Annotated in this window: 14 protein-coding genes; 6 read left to right on the top strand and 8 right to left on the bottom strand. The window is 74.4% G+C overall.

The features are described 5' to 3' along the window. Positions 1-79: 79 nt before the first annotated feature. Positions 80-1534, top strand: a complete 1455-nt coding sequence (locus tag IE170_RS01880; protein WP_189807507.1) for a carboxylesterase/lipase family protein — start codon at positions 80-82, stop codon at positions 1532-1534. On the opposite strand, the gene IE170_RS01885 is transcribed toward IE170_RS01880, so the two are convergent. Both IE170_RS01885 and IE170_RS01890 read right to left on the bottom strand, forming a co-directional pair. After that, the gene (locus IE170_RS01885; RefSeq protein ID WP_223855768.1) at positions 1512-2630 is read right to left on the bottom strand and encodes an alpha/beta hydrolase; all 1119 of its coding nucleotides are present in this window, start codon (positions 2628-2630) and stop codon (positions 1512-1514) included. The genes IE170_RS01880 and IE170_RS01885 overlap by 23 nt on opposite strands. Positions 2631-2819: 189 nt before the next feature. Beyond that, positions 2820-3506 (bottom strand): GNAT family N-acetyltransferase, encoded by a 687-nt coding sequence (locus IE170_RS01890; protein WP_189807508.1) that lies wholly within the window; start codon positions 3504-3506, stop codon positions 2820-2822. 462 nt (positions 3507-3968) lie between these two features. Here IE170_RS01890 and IE170_RS01895 point away from each other — a divergent pair, with 462 nt between their 5' ends. Both IE170_RS01895 and IE170_RS01900 read left to right on the top strand, forming a co-directional pair. Beyond that, positions 3969-5252, top strand: coding sequence for an MFS transporter (locus IE170_RS01895; protein ID WP_229884551.1), 1284 nt, complete (start codon positions 3969-3971; stop codon positions 5250-5252). Between the two features lie 13 nt (positions 5253-5265). After that, entirely contained in the window at positions 5266-5952 is a 687-nt protein-coding gene (locus IE170_RS01900) for a (2Fe-2S)-binding protein (protein ID WP_189807509.1), read from the top strand. A gap of 94 nt (positions 5953-6046) precedes the next feature. Here IE170_RS01900 and IE170_RS01905 read toward each other — a convergent pair whose 3' ends face one another. Beyond that, positions 6047-7843, bottom strand: a complete 1797-nt coding sequence (locus IE170_RS01905; RefSeq protein ID WP_189807510.1) for a S8 family serine peptidase — start codon at positions 7841-7843, stop codon at positions 6047-6049. Between the two features lie 225 nt (positions 7844-8068). Beyond that, on the bottom strand, positions 8069-9463 hold the full coding sequence (locus IE170_RS01910; RefSeq protein ID WP_189807511.1) for a cation:dicarboxylate symporter family transporter: 1395 nt from the start codon (positions 9461-9463) through the stop codon (positions 8069-8071). Positions 9464-9531: 68 nt separating this feature from the next. Here IE170_RS01910 and IE170_RS01915 point away from each other — a divergent pair, with 68 nt between their 5' ends. Beyond that, positions 9532-11208 (top strand): sensor histidine kinase, encoded by a 1677-nt coding sequence (locus IE170_RS01915; protein ID WP_189807512.1) that lies wholly within the window; start codon positions 9532-9534, stop codon positions 11206-11208. Beyond that, positions 11205-11963 carry a response regulator gene (locus IE170_RS01920; RefSeq protein ID WP_223855767.1) on the top strand — a complete coding sequence of 253 codons (759 nt, stop codon included), beginning with the start codon at positions 11205-11207 and terminating at the stop codon, positions 11961-11963. Before IE170_RS01915 ends, IE170_RS01920 begins: the two co-directional genes overlap by 4 nt. On the opposite strand, the gene melC2 is transcribed toward IE170_RS01920, so the two are convergent. Together melC2 and melC1 are read right to left on the bottom strand one after the other, a co-directional pair. Next, entirely contained in the window at positions 11918-12766 is an 849-nt protein-coding gene (gene melC2 / locus IE170_RS01925) for a tyrosinase MelC2 (protein WP_189807513.1), read from the bottom strand. The two genes, IE170_RS01920 and melC2, sit on opposite strands and share 46 nt — an antisense overlap. Continuing rightward, entirely contained in the window at positions 12763-13164 is a 402-nt protein-coding gene (melC1, locus tag IE170_RS01930; protein ID WP_189807514.1) for an apotyrosinase chaperone MelC1, read from the bottom strand. The genes melC2 and melC1 overlap by 4 nt, the downstream gene beginning before the upstream one ends. A gap of 260 nt (positions 13165-13424) precedes the next feature. On the opposite strand from melC1, the gene gad reads away from it, so the two are divergent. After that, positions 13425-14819: a glutamate decarboxylase gene (gad, locus tag IE170_RS01935; protein WP_189807515.1), complete on the top strand. Its 1395-nt coding sequence runs from the start codon at positions 13425-13427 to the stop codon at positions 14817-14819. A 153-nt stretch (positions 14820-14972) separates the two neighbouring features. Here gad and IE170_RS01940 read toward each other — a convergent pair whose 3' ends face one another. Together IE170_RS01940 and IE170_RS01945 are read right to left on the bottom strand one after the other, a co-directional pair. Continuing rightward, a complete protein-coding gene (locus IE170_RS01940; RefSeq protein WP_189807516.1) occupies positions 14973-16922 on the bottom strand; it encodes a sigma-70 family RNA polymerase sigma factor in 1950 nt (649 codons plus the stop codon). A 116-nt stretch (positions 16923-17038) separates the two neighbouring features. Further along, positions 17039-18022 carry a DUF6745 domain-containing protein gene (locus IE170_RS01945; RefSeq protein ID WP_189807610.1) on the bottom strand — a complete coding sequence of 328 codons (984 nt, stop codon included), beginning with the start codon at positions 18020-18022 and terminating at the stop codon, positions 17039-17041. Positions 18023-18081: the final 59 nt, after the last annotated feature.

The raw sequence follows: 18081 nt of genomic DNA on the forward strand, positions 1-18081 counted from the left end.
GGAGGGCGCACGGCCGACGCCCGGACGCGCAACGGCCGGTCCGGGACCGCGCCCGCGCCGGTACGAGGAGAGGGACGCCATGAGCACTGCGGGCGCCACCACCCGCCCCCGGGCCGCCACCGCCTGGGGCGCCGTCGAAGGCCGCCCGGGGCCCGGCGGCACCGCCGCCTTCCTCGGCATCCCCTACGCCGCGCCGCCCGTCGGACCCCTGCGGTTCGCCGCGCCCCGGCCGCCGCGGCCCTGGGAGGGCGTCCGCGATGCCGGCGCGTACGGGCCGACCGCTCCGAAGGCCCCTTACTCGCCGACCTTCGCCGCGCTCCTCGCCGATCCGGTCGTCCCCGGCGACGACTGCCTCAACCTCAACGTCTGGACGCCCTCCCCGGACCCCGGGGCGAAGCTTCCGGTCATGGTGTGGCTCCACGGCGGGGCCCTGACCCGCGGCTCCTCCGCCGTCCCCGTCTACGACGGCACGGCCTTCGCCCGCGACGGCGTCGTCCTCGTCTCCGCGAACTACCGGCTGGGCGTCCTCGGCTACGGGCTGTTCCCCGACGCCCCCGCCAACCGCGGCCTCCTCGACCAGATCGCCGCCCTCGCCTGGGTCGCGCAGAACATCGAGGCCTTCGGCGGCGACCCGGCCCGCGTCACCGTCTTCGGCCAGTCCGCCGGCGCCATCAGCACCGGCGCCCTGCTCGCCGCGCCCCCGGCCGCCGGACTGTTCGCGCAGGCCGCCCTGCAGAGCGGCGCCCCCGAGGTCCTTCCTCGCGAGCGCGTCCGGGCCCACGTGCGGCGCATGGCCGCCCTGCTCAAGGTGCCCGCGACGGCCGCCGCCTTCGCCGCCGTACCCCTGCCCCGGCTGCTCGCCGCGCAGGAGGCAGCCTCCCGCCGCTCCGGTCCGCTCGCCGGCGGCCCCGCCCTCGGCCTCGTCGCCGACCCGGCCACGCTGCCCGAGGACCCCCTGCCCGCCGCGGCCCGCTCCGGCGTCCCCCTCCTGCTCGGCTGGACCAGCGACGAGTACCGGCTGTGGCTGGCGCCCACCGGCGCCGTGCGGCTGCTGGACCGCCTGGGCCCGCTCGCCGTCGCGCTGGCCCGGGCCCGCAGCGGCAAGGACCGCGACGCCCTGCGCACGCTGCGCACCGCCCTGCCCGGCGCGAGCCCCGCCGCCTACGCCGGCCAGCTGCTGACCGACCACCGGCTCCGGGACCCGCTGCGCCGGCTCGCCGGGGCGCCCCGGCCGGCCCCGTCGTACGTGTACGAGTTCGCCTGGCCGTCCCAGATCCCCGGGCTCGGCGCCTGCCACGCCCTCGAACTGGGCTTCGTCTTCGACACCCTCGCCGTGCCGGAGGCGTCCTGGCTGGCCGGACCCGGCGCCCCGCAGGAGCTCGCCGACCGGATGCACGCCGCCTGGGTGCGCTTCGCCCGCACCGGCGACCCGGGCTGGCCCGCCTGGGACGGCGGCGGCCCGCCGATGGTGTTCGGCGGGCCGCGGCGGGAGCGGGAGGGGGAGCCGGCGCCTATTCCACCGGCCCTTCCATGACCTTGCTGATGAACTGGATCGGGCCCTCGCCCATGCTCGGGACGTAGGTCTTCGCGTTGTGCTTCCCGCCCGGGATCACCCGCATGCTGGTGTGGACGGGGCCCTTGCCGTAGGTGGCGATCCACTTCTCGACGTCCGGCAGCGTCTTCTTGTTGTTCTCGCTGTCGCCCACCTGGAAGGCCAGGTAGACGTCCGGGCCCTTCTTGTCGATCAGGCCCTTGGCCAGCGCGCCGGGGTCGTTCGCGGCCTTCTCCTTGTCGTGTCCCTTCCACAGCGGGGAGTCGGGCACCACGTCCGGGCCGGAGCAGATCGCGGCCTTGAACTTGTCCGGGTGCTTCAGCACGGCCTTCAGGCTCGCGAAGCCGCCCGTGGAGGAGCCCATGAACGCCCAGCCGTCACGGGACTTGACCGTTCGGAAATTCGCCTTCATCAGGTCCGGGACGTCCTCGGTGAGCCACGTGCCCATCTTGGGCTGGCCGGGGATGTCCGAGCCGTCCCAGTAGATGCCCTTGTCGTCCCCGGCGGGGTTGAGCACCGGCATGGCCAGCAGGAACGGCTTGCTCTTGCCCTCGGCGTACCACTTGGCGATGCTCGTCTGGAGGCCGAGGTCGGTGCCCATCCAGTAGTTGTTCGGGTAGCCGGCGCCGCCGGGGAGGGCGATCAGCACGGGGAAGCCGCTCTTGGCGTACTTCGGGTCGTCGTACTCCTTGGGCGCCCACACCCAGACCTTGCCCTTGAAGCCCGACTTCTTGCCCTCCAGGGTGGTCACGGCGACGTGCGTGCCGTCGGGCAGGGTCATCGAGTTCTTGAAGTCGGCCGCCGGGCCGGTCGGCATCAGGGCCTTCGAGCCGGCGTTCTGCGCGGCGCCCGCCTGGCCGCCGCCCTTGGCGGGGGCGCCGAAGGAGACGCTCTTCCCCTTGTCGGTGAAGGGGGGTATCTCGAAGTGGTACATCGCGCCGGAGGCTATGCCGGCGAGGGCGAGGACGGCGGCACCGACGGCGAGCCACCGCCGGCCGCGGCGCGGCCGCCGGCCGGATTCCGGTTCCGGTGCGGGGTCCGCGTACTGCGGGTACTGGCCGTCGGGTGAGTACGACATGTGCGGTGGCTCTCCGGCTGGTGCTGCCCCGTCGGGGGTCGGTCATCACGTTCTGATCGAAGGATGATCGTACGGGGCGTCCAGTTCCGGTTTTTTCCAGCTCTTGGGCTGCCTTGGGGCCGGCCGTTGCCGAACGAAGCGCCCCCGGCCGCGCGGGCGGCCGGGGGCGGGCAGTGTCCTGCAGGAGCGTTACGCCGGGACGAGCGCCTTGCGCCGGCGCCGCCGCGGGGCCCGTGCCGAGAGCCGCAGCTCGATGACCGCCCGCACGGCCGGCCACTCCTCGTCGAGGATCGAGTAGAACGCGGTGCTCCGCACCGCCCCGTCCAAGCCCCGCGAATGCGCCCGGCGGACGCCCTCGGGCGTGAACCCGAGCCGTTCCATCGCCGCCCGCGAGCGCACGTTGCGGGCGTCCGCGCGCAGCGAGATCCGCCGTACGCCCCACGTCTCGAAGGCGTGCCGCAGCATGAGCAGCTTCGCCTCGGTGTTGATGCCCGTGCCCTGGGCGCCGGGGGACAGCCAGGTGTTGCCGATCTCCGCGGCGTCCGGGATCGCCGTCAGCGGATCGCCGAAGGGGACGCCCGGCACCGCAGGCCACACCAGCGGCCCCTGCCAGTAGTCCAGCTCCAGGAACCGGGTGGAGCCGACGACGAGGCCGTCCGAGGCTCTGACCACCGCGAACGGGAGCGATCGGCCGGCCGCCTGATCGGCGAGGGCGCGGTCGATGTACTCGTGGGACGCCTGCACCCCGTGGGGTACGGGGGTGAAGGCGTAAGTCGTACGATCCTCGGCCCCGGCGAGGGCCAGGGCCTCGGTGTGGTGCGGGGCGAGGGGCTCGAGCCGCACGGTGCGGCCGGCGAGGAGTACGGGTACGGGCACGGAGCCTTCGGTCCTTCTGGGCGGTGGGGTGGTTGCACAGTCTGCGCGCCTGGAGTCACCCCCCGCGCAAAACGCGGGTGAAAGGCAACGGGCTGTCAGGTGAAGCGCGAGTGCCTCAATGTAGCCCCTCGGAGAGCTCTCATGAACCCCCAAAATGGCAACGCCGCGGCCATGTTTTCCGGCGCGCCCGCCCCGCGCGCCGACAACGCTCTGACCTGCGGCGATGCGCGAAGATCGAGGGCGGCCGGGTGTGATTTCCCTCGCTGCCCGCCCGGCCGGCCGGGCCGTGCTCCCCGACCGCGCCGGCCGCACGTCCGCAGGGGCTCCCGGCGGCTCCCGCGAGCCGTCGCGCCGGCAGCCCGCGCCGGCCTGGGGAACGGCGGCCCGGACGCACGATTGGCCCACCGAAACCAAGGTCGATTGGCCCCCTGGGGCGGGCCATCCCGCTGGTGCAATGGAGCGGTGACGACACGCCTACTGCCCCCGCCCGGGACCCCGCGCCGCCTCGCGGCCGCCCAGCTGGCCAACTCCGTCGGAGACGGCGCCTACTACGTGTGCTCGGCCCTGTTCTTCACCCGCGTGGTCGGTCTGCCGCCCGGCCTGATCGGCCTCGGCCTGACGCTCGCCTGGGCGGTCGGCTCCGTCGCCGGCATCCCGCTGGGGGCGCTCGCCGACCGGCGGGGGCCGCGCGGCGTCTCCGTGCTGCTGGCCGCGGCCACCGCCGCCGGCGTCGCCTCCTTCCTCTTCGTCCGCTCGTACGGCGCCTTCCTGGTCGCCGCCGTCTGCTACGCGACCGCGCAGTGCGGGCTGGCGGCCGCCCGGCAGGCGCTGCTCGCCGGGCTCGTCCCCGCCGGGGAGCGGACCCGGGTGATGGCGCACCTCCAGTCGGTCCTCAACGCCGGGCTCGCGGTCGGGGCCGCACTCGGCGGGATCGCCCTGGCCGCCGGCACGGAGCAGGCCCACCTGGCGGTGTTCGCCCTGGACGCGCTGGGCTTCCTCGTGTGCGCCGCGGTGCTGCTGCGGCTGCCCGCGCCGGCGGCGGGGCCGCGCCGCAGGGCGGGGGAGCCGCGGCCGGCGGTGCTGCGGGACCGGCCGTACGCGCTGGCCGCCCTGCTGAACGCGGTCCTGCTGCTGCGGATGCCGCTGCTGAGCCTCGCGGTCCCGCTGTGGACCGTCGAGCGGACCAGCGCCCCCGGCTGGCTGGTGTCGGCGCTGTTCGTGCTCAACACCGGCGCCGTCATGCTGTTCCAGGTGCGCCGGGCCGAACCGGTGACCGACCTGGCCGCCGCGGCCAGGGCCGTGCGGCTGTCCGGCCTGGGCACGGCCGCCTCCTGCGCCGTGTTCGCCCTGTCGGGGTGGGCCGGGCCGGCGTGGGCGGCCGCGGCGCTGCTCGTGGCGGGCGCCGCGCTCCAGGCCGACGCGGAGATGCGGCAGTCCGCCGGGTCCTGGCAGATCGGCTTCTCCCTCGCGCCCGCCGACCGGATCGGCCAGTACCAGGGGTTCTTCGGGACCGGGGTGCCCCTGGCCCGGTCCGCGGGCCCCGTGGTCGTGACCTCCCTGGTCCTGCTGTGGGGCGTTCCCGGCTGGTTCCTGCTGGGCGGGCTGCTCCTGGCGGCCTCGTACGCGATGGGCCCGGCGGTCCGGTGGGCGGAGCGCAACCGCCCGGGCGCGGGGCGGGCGGCGGGCGGTGCGAGTGCGCCGGTGGCCGCAGCGACGGGCCCCGCCGCCGCGCCGGTCGCGCCCTGAGATCATCTCCGGCATGGAGATGGACGACGTACTGGGCCGGCTGGCGGCCGTGGGGCCGTTCTTCACGGTGTCCGGCGGGGCGCGGCCGCCGGCGGAGGGGTTCCGGCCACTGGCCGAGCTGTACGGGGAGCGGCTCGGCCCGTACGTGGCCGAGGTCGGCCGGCGCATCGGCAGCGGGCCCGGCCGCGTGGCCGCCTCGACCGCCCAGTTCGGGATCGCGTCGCGGCTGTGGTCCCTGGGCCTGGGGTGCGCCGCGCTGGGAGGCCCGGTGCCGGACCTGGGGCCGGACCGGCTGTGGTGGCGGATGCCGCCCGGGGGCGGATCGCTGGAGCTGTGGCTGCCCGCGCCCGGCGAGGGGGCCCGGCCGGCCGCGGACCTCGGGGCGGCCGTCCTCGCGCACCTGGAAGTACTGGACACGGCGCTGCGGGAGCGGTACGGAGTCTCGCCGCAGGTGCTGCGCGGGAACACGGCGTCCGGGCTCGTCGGGGCGCTGCGGGTGCTGCTCGGCCGGCTGCCGGACGGCGGTCCGGCCACGGCACTGGCGGCAGGGCTCCTGGCGGACGGCGGCGCGCTCGGCGGCACGGGCGCCTTCGTGCACGAGGAGGGCCTCGGGGTGGCCTTCGTGCGGCGCAGCTGCTGCCTGTACTACCGGACGCCGGGCGGCGGGCTGTGCGGGGACTGCGTCCTGCGGACCCGGTAGGCGCGGCCGGCCGCGGAAACGGGTGCGGGCCACCGGGGGGCGGTCGCCCGCTCCCCGGTGGCCCGCACCGGCGTTGCCGTACGGTCCGGAAGGCTCAGAAGGTGAGGTTCCAGGCGTCGATCCGGCCGGTGTCGCCGCGGTAGTTGTCGTTCACCCGCAGCTTCCAGGTACCGGCGGCCGCCTCGGAGGAGGCGTTGACGGTGTACACCTGGTCGATGTTGTCGGCGCTGCCGCCGGCGCGGTTGTGCAGCGTGTAGATGCTGCCGTCCGGGGCGATCAGGTCGACCTTCAGGTCGCCGATGTAGGTGTGGACGATCTTCACGCCCACCTTGAGGGTGGCGGGGGCGTTGCCGGTGACACCGGTGACCGTGATCGGGCTCTCGACGGTGGTGTTGTCGCCGATCGCGACGTCACCGGGGTTCTCGAAGAACTTGCCGGGCGGCGGGGTGGCGCCGACCGCCTTCAGCGCGTCGACCTGGCCCTCGCCGAAGAAGCCGTTGTTGGCGGTGGTGCCGGTGCAGCGGCTGTCCGACGGGCAGGCGATGTCGTTGGCCTGGAGGGCCAGCTTCTCGCGGATCTGGGCCGGGGTGATGCCGGGGTTGGTGCTGGCGATCAGCGCGGCGACGCCGGCCACGTGCGGCGAGGCCATCGAGGTGCCGCTCATGGAGGAGTACTTGCCGCCGGGGACCGTCGAGTAGACGTTGCTGCCCGGGGCGGAGACGTCGATGATGCCGCGGCCGAAGTTGGAGAAGGACGCCTTGGTGGTGCCCTCGCCGTTGGCGGCGACCGTCACGACGCCCGGCAGCTCGGTCGGGATGTCGAGGCAGGCGTTGGTGATGGTGCGCGTGACCGGGGTGGAGTCGTTCGGGCTCGCCGTGTCGGTCGTCTTGTTGGCGAGGTCGTAGTTCTCGTTGCCCGCCGCGGCGACCTGGAGCGAGCCCTTGCGCTCGGCGTACTCCTGGGCGCGCCGGACGCCCTCGATGATGGCGGCCTGGTCGGCGTTGTCCGGGCAGTTGAACTGCCACGGGTCCGTGTAATAGCTGTTGTTGGTGACCTTGAAGCCGTGGTCGCCGGACCACATGAAGCCGCAGATCGTGTTCTCCGGGAAGAACAGCGAGGAGCCCGGCTCCGCGATGCGGACCGAGGAGATCTTCACGCCCGGGGCCACGCCGACGACGCCCTTGCCGTTCTTGGCGGCGGCGACCGTGCCGGCGACGTGCGTGCCGTGTTCGCCGACGTCCCGCCAGGCGCCGGCCCGGGTGTCGGGCTTGCCGTAGGCGCAGGAGACCGAGTCGGCGGCGTTGAAGTTCGGCGCCAGGTCCTGGTGCTGGTCGTCGACGCCGGTGTCGAGGATGCCGACCTTGACGGAGGCGGAGCCGGTGGTGACGGCCCAGGCCTGGTCCGCCTTGATCTGGCTCATGTCGGCGCGGACCGGCTCGCCCGTCGGGGTGGTCGACTGCGAGGGGTTGGCGGGCAGCGCCGGGTTGTAGGCGTCCGCCGGGACGTCCGAGGTGCGGGTCGCGCCGACCTGCTGGACGCCGCTGACGCCGCGCATCGCGGTGGCGAAGTTCGCCGACGCCGAGTGGGCGACGATCACGCCGATGGCGTCGAAGTTCGAGAAGACCGTGCCGCCGTTGGCGGCGACCGCCGCGCGGACGGACGGGTTGTCACCGGGAGCGGTGATCACGAGGTAGGCGCGGGTGCCGGCAGCCCAGGTCGCACTCTGGGAAGCCGGGGCCGCGGAAGGGGCCTTGGCGGCGGCGAACGGGGCGGCCGGCACGACCGGCAGGGTGCCGGCGAGGGCCGAGGGAGCTCCGAAGGCGAGCGCCGCGCCGAGGGTGGCCGCCAGAACGAGGGTACGTCGGGGTCGGCTGGATATGTGGGGTATCAATGCGTCCTCCGAGGACCCGGTGGTGCGGATCGCAGTTACCGGGCCGTACGAAACGAGTGGTGGACGCAAGATGTCAGACGCGTGCCCCCGGGCGGAAGTAAGTTTCAGCACAGCCGACTTGTTCGACTGGTGGCCGAAAACGATCGGTGAGGAACCGGTCGAGCCGGCCGGGCTGGGCACCGTGGGGGCGAGCCCTGCCCGGCCGGCTCGCGGCCGGCGCACCGCTTATGCCGGTACGCCCGTCTTGTCGCCGGCCGAGGGGGCGGGCACGGCGGGGGCCTCCGTGCCGTGGCCGTCGTCGGTCAGCGTGGTCTCGTCGAAGGCGAGGTGCCCGGCGAGTACTTCGCGGGCCCGCTCGCGGTCGAACTCCTTGGTCCAGGTGCCGATCAGCACGGTCGCCACCGCGTTGCCCGCGAAGTTGGTCAGGGCCCGCGCCTCGCTCATGAAGCGGTCGATCCCCACGATCAGGCCCACGCCGTCGACCAGTTCCGGCCGGTGCGACTGCAGTCCGCCCGCCAGCGTCGCCAGCCCGGCTCCGGTCACGCCGGCCGCGCCCTTGGAGGCCACGATCATGAACAGCAGCAGCGACACCTGCTCGCCGAGGGCGAGCGGCTCGCCCATCGCCTCGGCGACGAACAGCGAAGCCATCGTCAGGTAGATCGCGGTCCCGTCCAGGTTGAAGGAGTAGCCCGTGGGCACGGTGATGCCGACGACCGGCTTCGACACGCCCAGGTGCTCCATCTTCGCGATCAGCCGGGGCAGCGCCGACTCCGAGGAGGAAGTCGACAGGATGAGCAGGAACTCCCGGCCGAGGTACCCCAGCAGCCGGAAGACGCTGATGCCGGTGCACAGCCGCAGCAGTCCGCCGAGCACGAGGAAGACGAACAGCAGGCAGGTCGTGTAGAAGCCGATCATGATGACGGCCAGCGACTTCAGCGCGTCGATGCCGGTCGCCCCGACCACGGCGGCGATTGCGCCGAACGCGCCGACCGGCGCCACCCACATGATCATCGCCAGGATCCGGAACACCAGCTTCTGGACATGGCCGATGCCGCGCAGCACCGGCTCGCCCGCCGCGCCCATGGCCTGGAGCGCGAACCCGCACAGCAGGGCCACCAGCAGCGTCTGGAGCACCTCGCCGCCGGTGAAGGCGGACACCAGGGTCGTCGGGATGATGCCGAGCAGGAACTCCTGGGTGCTCTCGGCTCCGCCCGCCTTCGCCTGCGCCTCGCCGGCGTGCCGGACGGCCTCCGTCAGGTGCAGGCCGCTGCCGGGCTCCAGCAGGTTGCCGACGACGAGCCCGATCGCCAGCGCGACCGTCGACATCACCATGAAGTAGCCGAGGGCGAGGCCGCCCACGGCCCCCACCTTCGCCGCCTTGCGCACCGACCCGATGCCCAGCACGATCGTGCAGAAGATCACCGGTGAGATCATCATCTTGATGAGGTTCACGAAGCCGGTGCCCAGCGGTTTCAGCTCGACGGCGGCGCCCGGAGCGGCGAAGCCGACGGCGATGCCGAGGAGCACCGCCGCTATCACGGCGATGTACAGGTAGTGGGTCTTGTCGCGTCTGGCGGCCACGTTCGCCTCCCGGTGGTGAAAATCGTCCCGCCAGACCATCGCCCACCCCTGTGACCCCGGTCACCCTTGCGTTCATTGAGTTCACGGGCCGGTGCACACTGAGCGCCATGTTCCGGTTCCCCCGCCCGCCGCGCAGCCTCGCCGGCCAGCTCTTCGCCATGCAGGTGCTGCTGGTCGCCGTCGTCGTCGCGGGCTGTGCGGTCTTCGCCTACGCCACGGCCCACGGCCAGGCGGAGGACGCCGCGCGGCGCCAGGCCGGGGCCGTCGCCCGCGCCGTCGCCGACTCGCCGTCCGTGCTGGAGGCGGTGCGCCGGGCCGGCCGCGGCACCGACCCCTCGGCCGCGCTCCAGCCGTACGCGGAGCGGGTGCGCGCCGACTCCGGCGTCGACTTCGTGACGATCATGGCTCCCGACGGGCGCCGCTGGACCCACCGCAACCCGCAGCGCATCGGCGAGCCGTTCATGGGCAACACCGAGCCCGCCCTGCGCGGCGAGACCTTCAGCGAGACGTACACCGGCACGCTGGGCCCCTCGATCCGCGTGGTCACCCCGCTCGCGGACGAGGGCCGGATCGTCGGCCTGGTCGCCGCGGGGATCACGGTCCGCGCCGTCAGCGACCGGCTCGCCGCCCAGCTCTCCGCCCTGGCGTGGGTCGCCGCCGGCGCGCTCGGCCTCGGCGCGGTCGGCACGTACGTCGTCAACGCCCGGCTGCGCCGGCACACGCACGGCATGAACGCCGCCGAGCTCAGCCGCGTCTACGACTACCACCAGGCGGCGCTGCACGCCGTCCGGGAAGGGCTGCTGATGCTCGACGGGCGGCGCCGGATCACGCTGATCAACGACGCCGCCCGGGACCTGCTCGGCCTGTCCGGGGACGTCCGCGGCACCGCTGTCGCCGACCTGGGACTGCCCCCGCCGCTGACGGGCGCCCTGCTCGCGGACCGGCCGCGCGTGGACGAGGTCCACCTGACCGCGGAGCGGGTGCTGGTCGTCAACAGCTCGCCCGTCGCCGGCGGCGGGCGCCGCGGCACCGTGGTGACCCTGCGCGACCACACCGAACTGCAGTCACTGACGGGCGAGTTGGATCGGGAGCGCGGGTTCACCCAGGCCCTGCGCGGCCAGGCGCACGAGGCGGCCAACCGCCTTCACACGGTCGTCTCCCTGATCGAGCTGGGCCGCGCGGACGAGGCGGTGGAGTTCGCCACCGCCGAGCTGGAGCTGGCGCAGGCCCTCACCGACGAGGTCGTCACCGCGGTCGGCGAACCGGTCCTGGTGGCGCTGCTGCTCGGCAAGGCGGCGCAGGCGCACGAGCGCGGGGTGGAGCTGGTGGTCACCCCCGACAGCCGCGCCTTCGGCGCCCGTACGCAGGACGGCGGCGGCTGCGGCGGGGCGGCAGCCGGGGCCCCCGACGGCGGTGTGCGCCCGGCGGGCGGGCCGCCCGCCGTCCCGGCCCGCGACCTCGTCACCGTCCTCGGCAACCTCGTCGACAACGCCGTCGACGCCCTCACCGGCATACCCGGCGCCCGCGTCGAGGTCACCGTGCGCCCCGACGGCGACTCGCTCCTGCTCAGCGTCGCCGACAACGGTCCCGGGCTCCCGGAGGGCGCCGCCGCCGACGTGTTCCGGCACGGCTGGTCGGGCAAGGGGGAGGGGCGGGGCCTCGGCCTCGCCCTGGTCCGGCAGGTCGCCCACCGGCACGGCGGAACCGCCGAGGCCGCCGGGTCCCCGGGCGGCGGAGCCCGGTTCACCGTACGACTGCCCATGCGGAAGGAGCAGCCGGCATGACCGCGAGCGGACCGGCCCAGGGCCCCCGCGCCGGGGCGCCGGCGGAGGCGGGGCGCCCGGCCGAGGTGCGCGTCCTGGTGGTCGAGGACGACCCCGTCGCCGCCGACGCGCACGCGCTGTACGTCGGCAGGGTGCCCGGTTTCACCGCCGTCGGCACCGCCCACTCCCTGGCGGAGGCCACCCGGGTCCTGGAGCGGACCCGCGTCGACCTGCTGCTGCTCGACCTGGGCCTGCCCGACGGCCACGGACTGCGCTTCGCGCGCGGACTCCGCGCCGCCGGGCATCCGGTCGACGTCATCGCGGTGACCTCGGCGCGGGACCTGGCCGTGGTCCGCGAGAGCGTCTCGCTGGGCGTCGTCCAGTACGTGCTGAAGCCCTTCGCCTTCCCGACGCTGCGCGAACGGCTCCTGCGCTACGCGGAGTTCCGCTCGACGGCGGGGGAGGCGGCCGGCCAGGACGACGTGGACCGGGCGCTCGCCGCGCTGCGCACCCCGCTCCCCGCCGAGCTGCCCAAGGGGCTCAGCGCGCCGACCCTGGACCGGGTCGCCGCGCTGCTGCGGGCGACCCCGGAGGGGCTGACCGCGGCCGGGGCGGCGGGGGCGGCGGGGATCTCGCGGATCACTGCCCGCCGCTACCTGGAGCACCTGGTGGACACCGGCCGCGCCGACCGCACCCCCCGGTACGGCCAGGTGGGCCGCCCCGAACTGCACTACCGCTGGCTCGCCGCGGCGGCCGGCTCGGTGTCGAAGGCGTAGAACTTCCGGTGGTCCAGCATGTCGGCCGGGGTGACGTCGTTCCAGGGCCGCATGGTGCCGTTCAGATCGACCACGTTGGCCGTGCCGGCGGCGGGCAGGTACGTCGACTGCGGGTGGCGCGCCTGCCATTCGGCCCACAGCTTGTCGACGAACGCGTGGTGCATCCAGAACACGGGGTCGTTGGGGGAGACGCCGGTGGCCATCTGCCCGCCGACCCAGACGTGCACCCGGTTGTGCAGGTTGGCGCCGCGCCAGCCCTCCAGGTGGTTGCGGAAGCCGTTCGAGGCGCTGTTCCACGGGGCCATGTCGTATACCGGCATGGCCAGGACCGCGTCCACCTCGGCCTTGGTCGGCAGCTCGGCGACGCTCGCGCCGAGGGAGCGCCGCAGGTAGGCGCGGCCGTCGACGCGCACGTTGACCGGGAACTTCCCGGCGGAGTACGCGAACGGGCCGTCCATGACCTGGCCGTCGCGGGCGCGGCCGGTGCCGCCCAGGAAGTCGGCGGCCCAGAGGGAGGAGCGGGAGGTCCGGTCGGCGGTCCAGTCCCAGTAGGGGAGCGCCACCGAGGCGTCGACCTTCTGCAGCTCGGCTTCGAACTCCAGCAGGAACCGGCGGTGCCAGGGCAGGAAGGAGGGGGAGCGGTGGCCGACGCGGTCGCCCGAGTCGGTGTCGCTCATGATGAAGCCGTTGTGCGTGGTGACGAACCGGTCGTAGACGCCGGTGCGCTTCAGCTCCAGCACCGCGTTGGTGAACGCGCGCTTCTCCTCGGAGGTCAGCGAGGCCTGGTTCTTGCGGACGGTCATGCCGTGCCTCCCATGGGCGAGAAGGGGGCGAGGGTGGCGCCCTGGAGTTCGCGCACGGCGGCGCGGGCGAGCGACAGCGGGTCGGCGAAGGTCTCGTAGTGGTTGACCACGCTGATCCAGGTGCCGTCGGCGTTGCGCATGACGTGCAGCTCGCGGCCGTCTATGCGGACGGTGGGCAGGCCGGAGTGGCCGCCCCCGTGGTGCCCGCCGTGGTGGCCGCCGGAGGCGGGGGTGATGCGGATGCGACGGCCCTGGTACACCTCGTCGACCGTGCCCGAAGGGGTGGTGGCGGCGCGGGAGTCGGTGGCGGCCGCGTGCGCGGTGGCGCCGGCTATGCCGAGGGCGGCGAGGGCGCCGGCGGCGGTGCCCATGGCCTGCCGGCGAGTGATCTTGTTCATGGGCCGAAGAGGTACCAGTGTCCGAACGACCACTCGCTGTTATCAGGACATGAGCGGATAAGTTGCCTATAGAACCATTTGGCCGATCTTCCCGTCCGGGTCGGGGCGGATCCGTTCCGGTGCGAAAAATTCTATGGAAATCATCTTACTGGACAGTAATTTCTTCGGTTGCGCCCCGTGTCCTATGGAGGGGCTCACACCGTCGAGACGACCGGAACTCGAAGCCGGATAAATGATGGTCTGTCACCTATAGTCCGAACATGGCTCTCCACAAGACGAAGGACGTCACCGGCGGCGACACCGGGACGGACGTCTTCACCACCGCCCTGAGCGGCCGCGTCCTCCCCAAGTACCGGATGCCGGAGGAGCATTCACCGTCGGAGGCGGTCTACGCCCTGCTCCGCAACGAGCTCCTCCTCGACGGCAACGCCGCCCAGAACCTGGCCACCTTCTGCACCACCTGGTCCGACGACGGCGTCCACCGCCTCATGAACGAGTGCCTCGACAAGAACATGGTCGACAAGGACGAGTACCCGCAGACCGCGGAGATCGAGGCCCGCTGCGTCAACATCCTGGCCCACCTGTGGCACGCCCCGGCCGAGGACGGCCCCGCCACCGGCTGCTCCACCACCGGCTCCAGCGAGGCCGCCATGCTCGGCGGCCTCGCCCTCAAATGGCGCTGGCGGGCCCGCCGCCGCGCCCAGGGCCTGCCGGCCGACCGGCCCAACCTGGTGTGCGGGCCCGTCCAGGTCTGCTGGGAGAAGTTCGCCCGCTACTTCGACGTCGAACTGCGCCAGATCCCCCTGGAGGAGGACGCCACCGGCCTGCGGCCCCACCAGCTCGCGGAGTACGTCGACGAGAACACCATCGGCGTCGTCGCCATCCTCGGCGTCACCTACACCTGCGACTACGAGCCCGTCGCCGACATCGCGGCCGCCCTCGACGCGATCCAGCAGGAGCACGGCTGGGACGTCCCGATCCACGTCGACGGCGCCAGCGGCGGGCTCGTCGCCCCCTTCCTCCACCCCGACGTGGTGTGGGACTTCGCCCTCCCCCGCGTCGCCTCCATCAACACCTCCGGGCACAAGTACGGGCTCGCACCCCTCGGCGTCGGCTGGGTCGTCTGGCGCACCGCGGACCTCCTGCCCCCCGAGCTCGTCTTCGACGTGGACTACCTGGGCGGCGACATGCCGACCTTCGCCCTGAACTTCTCCCGGCCCGGCGGCGAGGCCATCGCCCAGTACTACCTCTTCCTCCGGCTCGGCCGCAGCGGCTACCGGAGCGTCCACCAGTCCTGCGCGGACACCGCCCGGTTCCTCGCCGGCGAGATCGCCGCGATGGGCCCCTTCACCCTGCTGTACGACGGCCAGGGCGCCCTCCCTGCCGTCTCCTACCGGCTCACCGACCCCGCGGCCGCCGGCTTCACCCTCTACGACCTCTCCGACCGGCTGCGGATGCGCGGCTGGCAGGTCCCCGCGTACCCGCTGCCCGCCCGCCGCGACGACACCGTCATCCAGCGCGTCCTGATCCGCCACGGCGTGACCCTGGACCAGATCGCCCTCCTGGCGGAGGACATGCGCCGCGCCCTGGACCACCTCCGCGCGGCGCCCCCGACCCAGCCCCCGACGGCTCCCCGCTCCGGCTTCCACCACTGACGGCCCCGGCGCGGGGGAACCGCCCGCGGAGCGGCCGAACCACAGCCGCCCCGCGCCAGTCCTTGCGGGCCTGGGCATGCCGCTGACGTTCGTCCCGGTCGGCGTCCTGTGGCCCGCCGACGCGGGCCCGCGGCGCGTAGCCCCGGCGCCACGTCACATGCGGGCGCCGAAGTTCTGCGTCCACCACGGGCCGCCGGGGCCCTGGTGGAGTCCGACGCCTATGTCCTTGAAGGAGCAGTTCAGGATGTTCGCGCGGTGGCCGTCGCTGTTCATCCACGAGTTCATGACCGACTCGGCGGTGCTCTGCCCGCGCGCTATGTTCTCGCCGTACGTCGCCCACCGGTAGCCGGCGGCCGTCGTCCGCTCGCCCGGGTCGGAGCCGTCCGGGGCCGTGTGCGAGAAGAAGTTCCGGCTCGCCATGTCCTCGGAGTGCCGCTGCGCGGCCTTCCGCAGCTGCGCGTCGTCCTTCAGCGGGCCGCAGCCCGCCTTCGCCCGCTCGGCGTTGACGAGGGCGACGACCTGGCCCACCGGTCCCTGCGGGGCGGGCACCGGGGCCGGCGACGCGGGGCGCGGCGCGGACGGGGACGGGGTCGGCGCGCCACTGGACGCCTTGCCCGCGCCGGAAGGGCTCGCCGACGCCGACACCGAGGGCGACGCGGTGGCCGACGGGGACGGCGAGGCCGAAGCGGACGCGGATGGCTGGGCCGGGCCGCTCGGCGACGGGCCGGCGGACTCGCCTGCGGACAGCGCGTTCAGCGGAGCTGCCGGGGCGGCTCCGCCGTCCTCGCCGGCGGAGCCGGGGAAGCCGCCCAGGTAGGCGAGGCCGCCGCCCGCGACGCAGGCGGCGAGCACGGCACCCCCGACGGCCCGCCGCCGACTGCGCCGCCGCTTGCGCAACGCGCTCCGGCCGCCGCCCGCCGCGCCATCGGCACCTCCCTCCGCGGAACCGGCCGGCACAAGCCGGGCCACGGCCTCGCCGCCACCCGGACCGCCGTCACCGCCGCCGAAGCCGCTGCCGCCCCCGTGCGCCCCGGCGCCGAAACCGTCGTCGCCACTGCGCGTACCGGCGCCGAGGCCGCTGCCGCCGTCATCCGCACTTGCACCGGAAGCCAAGCCGTTGCCGTCGTCCGTACCGGTACCGCCGGCGAAGCCGTGGCCGCCGCCGCCCGTGCCGCCGGGCGGTGCTTCGTACGCGGGCGTCCAGCCGCCGGATGCCGCCTGGCCGTCGGCGGGCGCCCAGCCGGCGGACACCGCCTGGCCGTCTGCGGGCACGCCCGCCGCGTACGCCGCGCCCGCGGGGGCGAAACCGCCCGCGGCGGCCGACCGCACCCCGGCCAGCAGCGCCGCCGACACCGGGACGAGCGCCAGGCCCGCCAGCAGCCCCTCCGCCGGGAGCAGACCGTTCCACAGCCCGGCGCACCGCAGGCACTCGCGGGCGTGCCGGGCTATTCGCTTGCGCCACAGAGTGGACGGCTGCCCGTCCCAGGAGGCCGTCACCGCGGCCAGCGCCTCGCACGGCGGCTGCGCCGCCAGCGCCCCCTCCACCACGCGCGCGGACTCCAGCTGCGCCTTCATCCGCTGCACCCGCACGGCCGTGTGCTGCGGCGTCAGCTCCAGCGCCGCGGCCACCTCGCCCCGGGTCAGCTCCCCCGCGCACTCCAGCCACCACAGCGACAGCAGCGCCCGGTCGTCCGGCTCCAGCCAGCGGGTCGCGCGCGCCGTCTCGCGGCGCTGCCCCTCCAGGGCCAGCCGGACGACGGTCAGGTCGACGAAGTCCGCCCCCGGGTCGGCGAGCTCCCAGGCGGCCTCCAGACCGCTCTCACCGGGAGCGGTGCGCCGGGCCTGCCAGTACGCCCGCACCCGGTTCATCGCGATGGCCACCAACCACGAGCGGAAGCTGTCGTCCGAACGGAGGGTGCCGAGGCCGTCGAGGGCCCGCAGCATCGTGTCCTGCACGACGTCGTCCACGTCGACGGAGCCGTTCATGGCGCGCCCGACGATGTTGTAGACCAGCGGCAGATACGCGCTGACCAGCTCGTCCTGCGCGTGGAGGTCTCCCGCGCGGGCCGCCGCGACCAGCTCTGCCGTGTGCTCTGAAGTCATGTGAGGTTCCCTGTCCGTCCCGGCGGTCGATGATGCCCGATACCTGGGAGACCGTCGACCGGAGCGCGGATAACACCTATCGGGGGACTTCTTCGAAAAAAATCCCGGGATCCGCGTCAGGTCTGCCGGAGCGGTACGTACTCCTCCGCCGACAGGCCGAACGTCCAGGCCACCCCCTCGCGGGCGGTCCGCGTCTGCGGCGGGACGCGCAGCCAGTACGTGCGGAACGTGCCGTCGGGCTCGGCGGTGGAGTTCACGACCTCGACCATGGCGACGTCCTCGTCGTCGTCCAGCCCGATCCGCCACAGCACGCCCGTCTCGTCCCGGTGCACCGGTTCCGCGCCCGAATCGCCGAGGTAGCGCTCGTAGCCGTAGAACTCCAGCATCACCCGGCGCAGCTCCGCGTTCTCCTCCTCCCGGATCCGCTCCGGGGTGAGCCCGGCCAGCCCCGACAGGAAGTCCGCCGGCACCGGCATGCCCCGCCACGCGTGCAGCACGAAGCCGTCGGAGAACGCCAGCGCCGGGCCGTCCCGCCGGTCCAGGCGCCCCGCCTCGTCCCGGTGCAGTTCCGCGGGCCGGTCGCACACCACGGCGACGTCCTCGTACGGCCACCACCAGCCGGCGTGGCGCGCGGCATCCGCCAGACCGGCCAGTGCGGGCCCCCGGTCCGCGAGGGCGGCCAGCCAGGCCGCGTCGTGCTGCCCCGGCACCGCGTCGAGCAGCAGCAGGCGGATCTGCGGCGTGTCCTCCAACTCCTCCGCCACCCCGTCGCGGATCCGCTCGGCCAGCGCCCACGTGACGTCCCAGAGGCGGGCGCCGGTCGCCGCCCACAGCGCCGTGTACCCGGACACGCCCAGTTCGGCGTGCGCCCGGGACCGCTCCGCCTCCCAGGGCCCGGTCCGCACCTCGTCGCGGACGCTGCGCCCGGTCCTCTCGCCGAGCTCCAGCAGCAGTTCCACGGCCTCTCGCGGTGACCGCGCCCACAGGACGCGGTCGGGCCCGGCCAGCCCGGCCGAGCGGTAGGCGAGCCGGACGGCGGCCTCGGCGGCGGCCCGGTCGGCGGGGCCGGTGGCGGCGGCCACGGCACGCCACTCCTCCAGCCGTTCGGCCGCGGCACCGGCGGCTCCGGCTGCGCCGCCGGCAGGGGTGTCAGGGGTGT

Source organism: Streptomyces toxytricini (assembly GCF_014649915.1).
Classification (GTDB): Bacteria; Actinomycetota; Actinomycetes; order Streptomycetales; family Streptomycetaceae; genus Streptomyces; species Streptomyces toxytricini.

Bases quoted from the DNA above. Each gene is read 5' to 3' on its own strand.
- IE170_RS01880 (WP_189807507.1), top strand. From the start codon at position 80: ATGAGCACTGCGGGCGCCACCACCCGCCCCCGGGCCGCCACCGCCTGG.
- IE170_RS01920 (WP_223855767.1), top strand. From the start codon at position 11,205: ATGACCGCGAGCGGACCGGCCCAGGGCCCCCGCGCCGGGGCGCCGGCG.
- melC2 (WP_189807513.1), bottom strand. From the start codon at position 12,766: ATGACCGTCCGCAAGAACCAGGCCTCGCTGACCTCCGAGGAGAAGCGC.
- gad (WP_189807515.1), top strand. From the start codon at position 13,425: ATGGCTCTCCACAAGACGAAGGACGTCACCGGCGGCGACACCGGGACG.
- IE170_RS01900 (WP_189807509.1), top strand. From the start codon at position 5,266: ATGGAGATGGACGACGTACTGGGCCGGCTGGCGGCCGTGGGGCCGTTC.
- IE170_RS01885 (WP_223855768.1), bottom strand. From the start codon at position 2,630: ATGTCGTACTCACCCGACGGCCAGTACCCGCAGTACGCGGACCCCGCA.
- IE170_RS01910 (WP_189807511.1), bottom strand. From the start codon at position 9,463: ATGGTCTGGCGGGACGATTTTCACCACCGGGAGGCGAACGTGGCCGCC.
- melC1 (WP_189807514.1), bottom strand. From the start codon at position 13,164: ATGAACAAGATCACTCGCCGGCAGGCCATGGGCACCGCCGCCGGCGCC.
- IE170_RS01915 (WP_189807512.1), top strand. From the start codon at position 9,532: ATGTTCCGGTTCCCCCGCCCGCCGCGCAGCCTCGCCGGCCAGCTCTTC.
- IE170_RS01940 (WP_189807516.1), bottom strand. From the start codon at position 16,922: ATGACTTCAGAGCACACGGCAGAGCTGGTCGCGGCGGCCCGCGCGGGA.